Consider the following 11,946-nt stretch of genomic DNA (forward strand, 5'->3'; position numbering starts at 1 on the left):
TTGTCCTTTTGCCTCGCCTTCTACAAGTCGGAATCGCTGTCTTCCAAAATCATGTCAGACTGCTTCTTGGAAAAGTGGACGGCAGCATTGTAGCCCATCCGCTTCAAACGGAAATTCATCGCCGCCACCTCGATGATGACGGCCAGGTTGCGTCCAGGGCGGACAGGCACGGTGATGATCGGGATTTCCGTGTCCATGATCTTGATCTTTTCCTCATCCAGTCCCAACCGCTCGTACTGCTTGTGCGGTTCCCACAGTTCCAGCTGGACCACCATGGCAATGTTCTTGACATTGCGCACAGCCCCGGCACCAAACATCGTCATCACGTTGATGATCCCGACCCCGCGGATCTCCAGCAGATGCTGAATCAGCTCGGGGGCACTGCCGACCAGTTGGCCGCCCTGGGTCTGGCGAATCTCCACGGCGTCATCCGCCACCAAGCGGTGCCCCCGCTTCACCAGCTCCAGCGCCGCCTCGCTTTTGCCAATCCCGCTGGAACCGATAATCAGCACGCCCACCCCGTAAATATCGGTGAGCACGCCATGGATTGTCGTCGTCGGCGCCAGCCGGTTTTCCAGGTAATTGGTCACTTTTCCGACCAGAGTGGTCGTCGCCAGCGGGGATTGCAGCACGGGAACGCCGCGTTCGTTGGAGACCATCAGCACTTCTTCCGGGACCGGCTGGTTGCGCGTCACACAAAAACAGGGTGTCCGCTCCTGCATCAAAAAGCGCATCCGTTCCAGCCGTTCTTCCCGGCTCAACGTCTGAAAAAAATTGATTTCCGTCAAGCCGAGGAGTTGGATCCGCTCGTCCGCGTAATAGGAATAGTAGCCGGCGAGTTGCAGTCCCGGCCGGCTTAAATCCGTCACGGTAATCTCCCGGCCCAGCCCTTCCTCACCGCTTAATACTTTCATTTGGAAATGCTCTGCGAGATGACTCACTTTAGTCTTGCGCACGTTTGATCCCCCTTGGGCAAATCCTCGTCCTGTTCTTGTAAGTTCATTGTAGCGAAACCGCCGCCGACACGACAACTCTTGACCAAAGACGGAATTGTCCGATCATTTACATTTTTCGACTTATTTCATAAGATAGAAATGATGCCGCTCTGGCGTGTTATATATATTATTATAGAAGCAATACATTCAGTTACATACCCTGGTCAAGATTGAAAGGAGGCAAGACCTTGGAGTTCCTCTTGCGATTCGTACTTATTGACGTACCCGAAGCCTTCCTATTGCTGGCCATAGGTTTTGCCATCTTCAATCGCTCTGTCTTCGAAGATTGGAAAAAAGCCTTGTTATTCAGCATGCCGTTTTCCGCTCTCGGCGAAATGCTGGGCTTGTTGCAGGTCGCGTATCAACCGAAAATCTTGTTGATGTTTCTTTTTTTCATTCTCTTGCTGCGTGTTGTTTACCACACGAAGCTGCTGCCGTCCGTAGCGATGGCGACGATCGCCTTGGGCAGCACGATCGTGGCGGAATTTGTTCTCATCTTGATCTTTAACAGTCAACAAATCTACTGGATCGACATCCTGGAAGGAAAGTGGTTGCAGTACGTCGGCAGTTTACTCTATTTGCTCGTCCTGTTCCTGTTTTGCAGTATCATGCGCGTGCTAAAAGTAGACCTGGGACGGCTCATCCCCCGACATCGGCACAACCGCTACCTGTTCATGCTGATTCTGATGGGCAGCGTCGAGTTTTTGCTGATCCTGTTTATGAATACGTCCTTTTTCATCCGGGACAACAACTCGCCGCTCTTCCAATTTTACACGCCCCAATTTCAATTGGTCTTTCAGCTTTTTATTTTGGCCTTTTTTATCGTCATCGTGATTTTGTTCCGAATTTATATCAATTTGACGATCAACCGTGTGGAAGAAGAGACGGAAACGCCCTATTTGCAAAACATAAACGACCTGCTGACGGCCATCCGTTCGCTCAAACACGATTCACTCAACCATTACACGGCGATCAACGGTTTTATCAAAGAAGGATTGTTCGATCACGCTCGCGAATATGTACAGCACATCCTGAAGGAGACCGTCTCCATCGAACAGGCGGCGGAGGCGAGCGTTCAGGTGCTGAAAGGCATCAAAAATCCCGCAGTCTGTTCCCTGCTTCAGTCCAAAATGGCAGTCTGTCTGGCCGAACGGATCTCGTGTACCATTACCATCTCCGGCTCCGGTCAGTTTTCGTTTATCAAGACCTACGACTTGATCAAGATCCTGGGCAATCTGTTTGACAATGCCATTCGGGCCACCTCCCACGAGTTGGAGGAGGATCGTTACATACATTTCGAGTGGGGGCAGACCAAACGGGAACAATACCTGTACATCGAAAACAGCGGTCCGACAATCCCAAAAGAAAAACTGCAGGAAATCTTTCAACTGGGCTATACCACGAAAAAGGACGGTGAGGGCGGAGTCGGTCTGGCGGTGGTCAAATCAGTGACCGAACGCTACGGCGGCAAGATTGCAGTGAAGTCTGAGAATGGCGTGACCAGTTTCCGCATTTCCTTTCTCTCCAGATAAATCAAGGAGGGGTGCTGATGGGTTGGACCCGAAACGTATCCAATCGCATCGCCAAACGCCTGACCATGGAAGGTTCGCCTTATACGGCGGGCCAAATTTCCCACGGCATCGAGATTTTTCTGCTCAATCTGATCAATGCCGCCGTGCTGCTGCTCGCAGCCTGGCTGTTGGGAATCTTCCTGGAAACCCTGTGTTTTTCCCTGGTTCTTTTCCTGCATCGCGTGATTACCGGGGGCGTCCACTTGAAAAATCCGTGGACATGCCTGATCGTCGGCCTGCTGATAATGCTGGGGGGCGGCTATCTGGTCAAACACTTCCCGCTGCTCCCCCTACCAGCGGCCTATGCGCTGATCCTGCTCGGGTTTGGCACGGCGTTTGTCATCTACTATCGACACGCACCCGCTGCGCACAGCTACGTCAACTATCAGCCAAGCTTTAAGCAAACAAGCAGAAAAGTTGCATTCAGTCTGCTGGGATGCGCTTGCATTATATCGTTTGTACTGGTAGAATTATCCTATAGACTAGCAATGACCTACACACTGGCTGTATTTCTTCAGTCCTTGTTGCTCCATCCGGTAGCATTCCGGTTGGTAGCCCGCCTGGAAACAACCATTTTGAAAGGGTGGTAGTGATGAAGAAACTCGTAAAGCTGACGTGTGGTTTTTTTTGCTTCCCTGTCAGCACTGAATCTTGCTGGCATTCTGAAAGTTGGCGTCTTTTATGAACCGCTTCCCCCGGAACAACGAGAAAAACTGGTATAGTTCATATACAGAAGCAGGTCCACTCGCTGCACGAGTGGACCTGTTTTTTCATTCGCGTTATCTTGTTCGCAGGTTGAGAAAGCATCTACGGACCGGCTGTCCGTTGTTCACCGCTTCCCGCGCAATTCCTGCTCCCATCGCTCAAAAAATTGCACCATGAAGCGGTGCCGCTCTTCGGCAATCCGCCGGGCAGCCGGTGTCATCAGCTTGTCCTTCAAGCGGCTCAACTTCCACTCGAATTCCTTTGCCGGTGTGTGCTGGTCAGGGTCGTCGGAATGGATCGGCTGACCGATTACCCCGGAATAAGCAAATGCTCGAGCCACGCCGATCGCACCGATGGAATCCAGTTTGTCGGCATCAAACAAAATCTGCTCTTCCCTCGTCACTGGCGGTCTGTCCTTGCGATAGCGGTGAGCGAGAATCGCGCTCTGGATGCGGGCAATCACACCCTCGTCCATCCCTTCGTCGCGCAACAGTACAGCTGCTTCACGCGCGCTGATTTCCGCGTGGCACTCTCCGGTCCGCTTCTCCTCGGCACGGCCAATGTCGTGCAGGAGCGCGGCGAGACGAAGGACGGTCATGTCCGCTCCTTCCTCCCGTCCGATTCGCTCGCACAAGGCGACCACCCGCAGATTGTGCTGCCAGTCGTGGGCCGGGTCCTGTCCGTCAAAATAGCGCCGCGCCGTTTCCACCAGCCGCGGCGGCAGCGAAGCCAACGCCTCTGCCGCGTACTCCATGCTCTCCTCGCCCCTTTGGTTCATGCGATCCAGTTCCGCCCGGACTGCACCGCTCTTATTTGGTAACCAACTGCTCCAGCTTGGCCAGCGTCCGGGCGCGGTCCCGCTCCAGGATCGGCTTGAGGAACTGACCCGTGTACGATTCCGGCACTTCCGCCACTTCCTCCGGCGTCCCCGTGGCGACGATCTGACCGCCGCGCGTGCCGCCCTCCGGCCCCAGGTCGATAATGTAATCCACCGTCTTGATCACGTCCAGGTTGTGTTCGATCACAAGCACGGTATCGCCATTCTCCACCAGCCGCTGCAGCACTTTCAGCAGCCGGTCGATGTCGTCCGTATGCAGCCCGGTCGTCGGTTCGTCGAGAATGTACAGCGTCCGTCCGGAACTGCGGCGATAGAGTTCCGACGCCAGCTTGACGCGCTGCGCTTCCCCGCCGGAGAGCGTCGTGGCCGGCTGTCCCAGCTTCATGTAGCCAAGCCCCACGTCCACCAGCGTTTGCAGCTTGCGCTCAATCCGCGGCTGGTTGCGGAAAAACTCCAACGCGTCCTCGATCGTCATCTCCAACACGTCAGCGATGCTCTTGCCCTTGTACTTCACTTCCAGCGTCTCGCGGTTGTACCGCTTGCCGTGGCACACCTCGCACGGCACGTACACATCAGGCAGAAAGTGCATCTCAATCTTGATGATCCCGTCGCCGCTGCACGCTTCACAGCGGCCGCCCTTGACGTTAAAGCTGAACCGTCCCTTTTTGTAGCCGCGCACCTTTGCCTCGTTGGTGGAGGCGAACAAGTCGCGGATGTCGTCAAACACCCCGGTGTAGGTGGCCGGGTTGGAGCGCGGCGTGCGGCCGATCGGCGACTGGTCGATGTCAATTACCTTGTCCAGGTGTTCCAGACCGGTGATGCGTCGATGTTCGCCCGGCTTCGCCTTGGCCCCGTTGAGCTCGCGTGCCAGCGCCTTGTGCAGGATCTCGTTGACCAGCGTGCTTTTTCCCGAGCCGGAGACGCCTGTCACCGCAACAAACATTCCCAGCGGAATTTTCACGGAGATATTTTTCAGGTTGTTTTCCTTGGCTCCTTCCACCGTCAGCCACTTGCCGTTGGGCTTGCGGCGCTCCAGCGGCACCGCGATGAACTTGCGCCCGCTCAGGTAGGCGCCTGTCAGCGAGTTGGGGTCATTCATCACTTCTTCCGGCGTGCCGGCAGCGACCACTTGGCCGCCGTGAATCCCCGCCCCAGGGCCGATGTCGATAATGTAATCGCAGGCGAGCATCGTGTCTTCGTCGTGCTCCACCACAATCAGCGTGTTGCCCAGCTTGGTCATGTGCTCCAGCGTCCGGATCAAGCGGGCGTTGTCCCGCTGATGCAGACCGATGCTCGGCTCGTCCAGGATGTAGAGCACACCCATCAGGCTGGAGCCGATCTGGGTCGCCAGGCGAATGCGCTGCGCCTCTCCGCCGGAAAGCGACCCCGCCGCCCGGCTGAGCGTCAGGTAATCCAGTCCCACGTCGATCAAAAAGCTGAGCCGGGACTTGATCTCCTTGATAATCAGGTTGGCGATCTTGGCCTCTTTTTCACTCAGCTCCAGGTTTTCGATGTACTGGTACGCCTCCGTAATCGACAGGTCGGTCAGCTCGGATATGCTTTTGCCGCCGACGCGCACCGCCAGGCTCTCCGGCCGCAGCCGATGCCCTTTGCAGACAGGGCAGGACTTCTGGCTCATATAGCCCTCAATCTGCTCGCGGATGTGGTCGGAGCTGGTCTCCAGGTGGCGCCGCTGCAGGTTGGGGATGACCCCTTCAAAGGCGATCGTTGCTTCCCGCACCTGGCCAAACTCGTTTTCGTAGCGGAACTGGATTTTTTCCCCCTGGCTGCCGTACATCAGGATTTGCCGATGCTCGTCGGGCAATTCCTCGTACGGAATGTCCATGCTGATGCCAAAGTGGCGGCAGGCGGATTCCAGCAGCTGCTGATAGTAGGTGGACGACTTCGGCTCCCACGCTTCAATGGCGCCCTCGGCCAGCGTCTTGGTCACGTCCGGCACGACCAGGTCCGGGTCCACTTCCAGCTTGACGCCCAGCCCGTCACACTCCGGGCATGCGCCAAATGGGCTGTTGAATGAAAACATGCGCGGCTCAAGCTCTCCGATGGAAAAGCCGCACACGGGGCATGCATGCTTTTCGCTGAACAGGAGCTCTTCCTGCTCGATCACGTCGACGATTACCTTGCCGTCCGCCAGGCGCAGCGCTGTCTCCAGCGAGTCGGCCAGCCGGGCCTGTACGTCGGGCTTGACCACGATCCGGTCGACAACGACCTCGATGTTGTGCTTTTTGTTTTTCTCAAGCTTGATCTCTTCGGACAGGTCACGAATCTCCCCGTCCACCCGTACACGGACAAATCCCTGCTTGCGGATGTCCTCCAGGAGCTTGGCATGCTCTCCTTTCCGCCCCTGCACCATCGGGGCGAGAATCTGCAGACGGGTGCGTTCCGGATACTCCATCACCCGGTCCACCATCTGCTCGATCGTCTGCGACTTGATCTCAATTCCGTGTTCCGGACAAATCGCCCGCCCCACGCGGGCATACAGCAGCCGCAGATAATCGTAGATTTCCGTCACGGTGCCCACTGTGGAGCGCGGGTTGCGGCTGGTCGTCTTCTGGTCGATGGAGATGGCCGGGGACAGCCCTTCGATTGAGTCCACGTCCGGTTTGTCCATCTGTCCGAGGAACTGGCGGGCGTACGCAGAGAGGGATTCCACGTAGCGCCGCTGACCTTCGGCGTAAATCGTGTCAAACGCAAGCGACGACTTCCCGGAACCGGAGAGTCCCGTCAGTACGACGAACTTGTCCCGGGGGATGACGACGTCGATATTTTTTAGGTTGTGGGCGCGAGCGCCTTTTACTACGATGTTTTCCAATGGCATGTACATACCTCTTTTCTTAGAGCTCTGCCTTCAGCTCCAGTATCAAGTCTCGCAGTTCGGCCGCGCGTTCAAACATCAGATTTCGTGCTGCTTCCTTCATTTCTTCTTCCATCCGTTCAATCACGGCCAGGCGGTCTTTCTTCGGCATCTTCTTGAAGTCTGCATGCGGCAGGTATTCCGCTTTTTCTTCTGCCACCCGCGTCGCCTCGATCACTTCGCGGATGGCTTTCTTCACGGTCTGCGGCGTAATGCCGTGCTTTTCATTGTACGCGATCTGGATGGAACGGCGCCGCTCCGTCTCCCGGATGGCTGCCGCCATGGAGTCGGTGATCCGGTCGGCGTACATGATGACGCGTCCCTCGGCGTTGCGGGCCGCCCGGCCGATCGTCTGGATCAGCGAGCGTTCGTTGCGGAGGAAGCCTTCCTTGTCCGCGTCGAGAATCGCCACCAGCGACACTTCGGGAAGGTCAAGCCCCTCCCGCAGGAGGTTGATCCCGATCAGCACGTCAAATTCCCCAAGTCGCAGGGAGCGCAATATCTGCATCCGCTCGATCGTCTTGATGTCGGAGTGCAGGTAGCGTACTTTGATCCCGATTTCCTTCAGATAGTCGGTTAAGTCCTCGGCCATCTTTTTCGTCAGCGTCGTGACCAGCACGCGCTCATCCTTGGCGATCGTGGCCCGGATCTCGCCGATCAGGTCGTCGATCTGCCCCTTGATCGGCCGCACGGAAATGGTCGGGTCAACCAGGCCGGTGGGACGAATCACCTGCTGCACCAGGACCGGGCAGTGCTCCAGCTCATACGGGCCAGGCGTGGCAGAAATGTAGATGGCCTGATTCACCTTTGACTCAAACTCTTCGAAGGTGAGCGGACGGTTGTCCCGCGCCGACGGCAGACGGAAGCCGTGTTCGACCAGGACGTCCTTGCGCGCCCGGTCCCCGTTGTACATCCCGCGAATCTGCGGCAGGGTCATGTGCGACTCGTCGATGATGACGAGGAAGTCCTTGGGGAAATAGTCGAGCAGCGTGTATGGCGGATGTCCCGGCGGCAGCCCCGTCAGGTGGCGGGAGTAGTTTTCGATGCCGGAGCAGAAGCCCATCTCCGCCAGCATTTCCATGTCGTAGCGGGTGCGCTGCTCCAGGCGCTGCGCCTCCAGCAGCTTGCCTGCGGCGCGCAGTTCGGCCAGCCGCTCTTCCAGCTCCGCTCCAATGCTCTGGATGGCCCGCTTCATTTTCTCGTCGCGGGTCACGTAGTGGGATGCCGGAAAGATGGCGACGTGGTCGCGCTGGCCGATAATCTCTCCGGTCACCACGTCAATCTCCGTGATCCGTTCGATTTCGTCTCCGAAAAACTCCACGCGGATCGCATGTTCGCCGTGGGACGCGGGGAAAATCTCCACGACGTCGCCGCGGACGCGGAAGGTCCCGCGGACGAAGTTGATGTCGTTGCGGTCGTACTGGATGTCCACCAGCCGGTGCAGCACCTCGTCCCGGCTTTTCTCCATCCCGACGCGCAGCGACAGCACAAGCTCCCGGTACTCTTCCGGAGAACCCAACCCGTAAATGCACGAGACGGACGCGACGATGATCACGTCCCGCCGCTCGAACAAGGCGCTGGTGGCCGAGTGGCGCAGCTTGTCGATCTCGTCGTTGATGCTGGAGTCTTTTTCAATATAGGTATCTGTTTGGGGAATGTACGCTTCCGGTTGGTAGTAGTCGTAGTAGCTGACGAAGTATTCGACGGCGTTATGGGGGAAAAACTCCTTGAACTCGGCGCACAACTGTGCAGCCAAGGTCTTATTGTGGGCGATCACCAGCGTCGGTTTGTTCACCTGGGCGATCACCTGCGCCGCCGTATAGGTTTTTCCCGTACCGGTCGCCCCCAGCAGCGTCTGGTGACGCTTGCCCGCTTTTACGCCCTCCACCAGTTGGGCAATGGCGGTTGGCTGGTCACCGGACGGCTGATACTCCGATACCAATTCAAAACGGTCCATTCCCTCGTTCATCTCCTTGTCACATGTCATTTCCCATTATAGCACAATCGTTCAAAAAATAAGCGGAAATTCGAACAAATGTTTGTCTTCACCCGCAGTCAGCTTCTGCCGATACTGATAATGAGTCTCTACGTATGTGTAAGCGACACACCCGACATGTCAGGGAGGATCGTCATGGCAGGTACAGGAAGCGTTAACAACAATCCATACATACAGCCCAGTTGGAGCTACAAAGGCAAAAAAGAGTTTACCACCGAGATGGACCAGAACGCCTTTATGAAACTGCTGCTGGAGCAGTTGAAAAACCAGGACCCGCTCTCTCCGATGGACAACACGCAATTTATCCAGCAGACCAGCATGATGACCATGGTGGAAAAGATCACGAAAATGGCCAACCTGATGGAGCAGTCCAACAACAGCATGCTCACCCTGCGCGAGTATGAGGGCCTGATCGGAAAGACAGCCACCTACGATTTGCAGCTGGTGGACGAGCTGACCGGCGAAGTGATCCACGAGAAAAAGTCGGGCGTCATCGAATCGGTCTCCATGGATAACGGCAAAATCTACTTCCGGATCGCGGGCGAACAGACACCAATCCCGCGCGAATGGGTGAAGGGCCTGGAGTCCAAAGGCTTGACCGGAGCCGAACTGGACAACAGTCTGAAGTACGCGGACATGATCGGCAAGCAGATCTCCTACAAGGAGACGCGGCAGGTGGACAGAGACGGCAATCCGGATACGACAGACGACATCACCACCATTGAAGAGATCAAGGACGGCGTGATTGTCGGCTTTGCGATGAAAAACGGCAAAGTGGAATTCCAGTTGGACAACGGCAAGACCATCAAGCTGGAAGACGTGGTCGGCATGTCGGTGAAGCCGGACAATCTGCCGATGAACAACACGCTCCAGTACGCGCAGATGATCGGCTACACGATCACCTACACCGAGACGTCCACCAACCCGGACGGCACCACGTCCACCACCGAGAACACCGGCGTAATCAAAGCGGTCAGCATGAAGAACGGCGTCGTGGAGTTCGTCCTGGAAGGCGACAAAAAAGTGAAGCTGAGTCAAATTGTCGGGTTCGAGGCCACCGCGCCATAATCCGGGTGCCTCCCCTCACACAAGACAAAAAAAACAGCCGTACCGGCCGAACAGGCTGGTGCGGCTGTTTGACTTTCGCTGGCCCGTTTCATTCACGGACGACGACGCTCCCGGTATGTCCATCCACATAAACGGTCAGGTCCACCTTCGGTTTCACGCCGCAATAGCAGTAGGAACGCGACTGCCGGAACGAGAGATCATAGGCAAGCTGCCAGGTCTGCCCTTCCGTATGCAGCCAATCACCGCGGACGTACATCAGTTCCAGCGGGTACGCATCGAGCAGGGCCGACACCGCCTGCTGTTCAGAGACAGCCGCTGCGGGCGAGGGATAGCGGACGTCGGCCCAGTCTGGTTGAGCGAGCCACACTTGCTTGATCGAACCGTCCAGCGGATTGACGGAAATGGTGTACGCCCCCTCTTCCTCCATTTCGTCCTCCCAAACGACGGGAATGCCATTGACGATCGGATCGGCTGTGATCGTGGTCCAGTTTTCCCCTCCCGTATCCTGTACGCGCAGCTTGTGCGTACCAGCGGGCAGCAAGCGCTCCAGCAGGGCGGTGGCAGCCGCCCAATCCCGCTTTTTGTCCGTTGGGGGCCCCCCATGCAATCCATCGTCCAGCACGACGTTGATGAGCCGGCCTGTTGCGGCGTCCGTCTTCAGCAGGACGTGGGTGCGCAATGCCGGACTCAGACCGCTGGGAAACTGGCCCAGGGCATATACCTTGTCCCGGTCGCCCACGCCCTCTTCAAAAAACCCCCAGATAAAAAAGCGGTGCTGCTCGCCGTTGTCCAGCATGTCCGTATAGATGGTCACCGGCAGCTTTTGCACATCCGCCCCCAGTGCCCGCTTGACCAGTGCCTGCGCTTCCGCTTCTGTCCGCGCTGTCCATGCTTCGCCTGTTCCCGTCACGGTCAGCGTGCGAACCTCTGCTTGTTGACGGGATGCTGCCAGTCGGCTCCCCTTCACGGCATCCAGCGCGCTGCCGGAGTGCGGGCCGTGCACCACGCCATCCCTGATCGCGTAGACCAGCCGGGCCTCGACCGGTGTGCGGCTGTCGGATCGACTCGGCAGCAGATAGACGGGCTCCAGCGGATGACTCTGGACGTAGCGCTGCTTGGCTGTCTCGGGGGACATCGCCCGCTGCGCGGAAGGAAACGACGCCGGGCTCCATTCTTGATAAAGGGCGCCGTCAAAGGTGCGAAACCCGACAATCCGGCCGGACTTGTCTGCCGTGACGAAGCAATCGTAGCCATCATCAAGCGGGATGTCGTGGATGGTGCGAACGAAACGGATCGTCCTGAGTTCGCCCTGGCGCGTCACGCCGCGGGGACGGTACGACAAACCGTTCGGATGCAAGCGGGACAAAAATGCCGATGCCTTTTCGATCACCTGCTGATCTTCAAGCGCGGGTCCCGTATTGGGCTGCTCCGGCGCAATCTCCAGGCTCAGCAGATCGCCCGTCTGCGGATGAAAAACGGCCCAGTCCCTGCTCTCCTCCGCATCGCCACGGATCCCAAACGTGACCCTATCGCCGCTGATGCCGGGTCCGTCGACAGGTCCGGAGTAGACGACAACGCGGCTGGCCAGCTCCGGAACGAGCCTGACCAGATGCTGTATGCCTTTGGAGACCGGCGCGGGGATGGGATCGGGTGCCTTCTGCGTCTGTGCAGACTCTGCATGCGGCGCAACATCTGCATGCGGCTTCGAAAGAGGGGTGGCCGCCGCCATTTGCGAAACAAGCAGGCTTGCCGCCGTAAGCGCCCCTGTCCAGAACACCGCCGCATACTTTCGATATGCTCCCATCTGGTTCATCCTTTCTCTCTTTCCAGTTCACACCCATTTGACGCAAAAACCGGTTGATTCGTTGCGGGCTGTCAAGCCCGCCGGCAATAAAAAA

The 11,946-nt window shown here is 57.3% G+C and carries 8 protein-coding genes; 3 read left to right on the forward strand and 5 right to left on the reverse strand.

Annotated elements, in window-relative coordinates; genetic code table 11:
* Positions 1–20 precede the first annotated feature (20 nt).
* A complete protein-coding gene (hprK, locus tag IRT44_RS03490; protein WP_171567295.1) occupies positions 21–956 on the reverse strand; it encodes an HPr(Ser) kinase/phosphatase in 936 nt (311 codons plus the stop codon).
* Positions 957–1,183: 227 nt separating this feature from the next.
* Here hprK and IRT44_RS03495 point away from each other — a divergent pair, with 227 nt between their 5' ends.
* Both IRT44_RS03495 and IRT44_RS03500 read left to right on the forward strand, forming a co-directional pair.
* A complete protein-coding gene (locus tag IRT44_RS03495; protein WP_171567294.1) occupies positions 1,184–2,527 on the forward strand; it encodes a sensor histidine kinase in 1,344 nt (447 codons plus the stop codon).
* A 17-nt stretch (positions 2,528–2,544) separates the two neighbouring features.
* On the forward strand, positions 2,545–3,156 hold the full coding sequence (locus tag IRT44_RS03500; RefSeq protein ID WP_230077455.1) for an accessory gene regulator ArgB-like protein: 612 nt from the start codon (positions 2,545–2,547) through the stop codon (positions 3,154–3,156).
* Between the two features lie 239 nt (positions 3,157–3,395).
* Here IRT44_RS03500 and IRT44_RS03505 read toward each other — a convergent pair whose 3' ends face one another.
* From IRT44_RS03505 to uvrB, 3 genes are read right to left on the reverse strand one after another with little or no spacing between them, the layout of a single operon-like run.
* A complete protein-coding gene (locus IRT44_RS03505; protein WP_376717864.1) occupies positions 3,396–4,049 on the reverse strand; it encodes an HD domain-containing protein in 654 nt (217 codons plus the stop codon).
* A 31-nt stretch (positions 4,050–4,080) separates the two neighbouring features.
* Positions 4,081–6,948, reverse strand: coding sequence for an excinuclease ABC subunit UvrA (uvrA, locus tag IRT44_RS03510; protein ID WP_171567292.1), 2,868 nt, complete (start codon positions 6,946–6,948; stop codon positions 4,081–4,083).
* Positions 6,949–6,964: 16 nt separating this feature from the next.
* Complete coding sequence (uvrB, locus tag IRT44_RS03515; protein WP_171567291.1) at positions 6,965–8,941, reverse strand: excinuclease ABC subunit UvrB; 1,977 nt, start codon at positions 8,939–8,941, stop codon at positions 6,965–6,967.
* 174 nt (positions 8,942–9,115) lie between these two features.
* Here uvrB and IRT44_RS03520 point away from each other — a divergent pair, with 174 nt between their 5' ends.
* The gene (locus tag IRT44_RS03520) at positions 9,116–10,048 is read left to right on the forward strand and encodes a flagellar hook assembly protein FlgD (protein WP_171567290.1); all 933 of its coding nucleotides are present in this window, start codon (positions 9,116–9,118) and stop codon (positions 10,046–10,048) included.
* Positions 10,049–10,136: 88 nt separating this feature from the next.
* On the opposite strand, the gene IRT44_RS03525 is transcribed toward IRT44_RS03520, so the two are convergent.
* On the reverse strand, positions 10,137–11,852 hold the full coding sequence (locus IRT44_RS03525) for a YcdB/YcdC domain-containing protein (protein ID WP_212133404.1): 1,716 nt from the start codon (positions 11,850–11,852) through the stop codon (positions 10,137–10,139).
* Positions 11,853–11,946: the final 94 nt, after the last annotated feature.

The organism is Brevibacillus sedimenti, from assembly GCF_020923495.1.
Classification (GTDB): Bacteria; Bacillota; Bacilli; order Brevibacillales; family Brevibacillaceae; genus Brevibacillus; species Brevibacillus aydinogluensis.

Coding starts and splice junctions, on each gene's coding strand:
- uvrB (WP_171567291.1), bottom strand. CDS start 8,941: ATGGACCGTTTTGAATTGGTATCGGAGTATCAGCCGTCCGGTGACCAG.
- uvrA (WP_171567292.1), bottom strand. CDS start 6,948: ATGCCATTGGAAAACATCGTAGTAAAAGGCGCTCGCGCCCACAACCTA.
- IRT44_RS03520 (WP_171567290.1), top strand. CDS start 9,116: ATGGCAGGTACAGGAAGCGTTAACAACAATCCATACATACAGCCCAGT.
- IRT44_RS03500 (WP_230077455.1), top strand. CDS start 2,545: ATGGGTTGGACCCGAAACGTATCCAATCGCATCGCCAAACGCCTGACC.
- IRT44_RS03505 (WP_376717864.1), bottom strand. CDS start 4,049: ATGAACCAAAGGGGCGAGGAGAGCATGGAGTACGCGGCAGAGGCGTTG.
- IRT44_RS03525 (WP_212133404.1), bottom strand. CDS start 11,852: ATGGGAGCATATCGAAAGTATGCGGCGGTGTTCTGGACAGGGGCGCTT.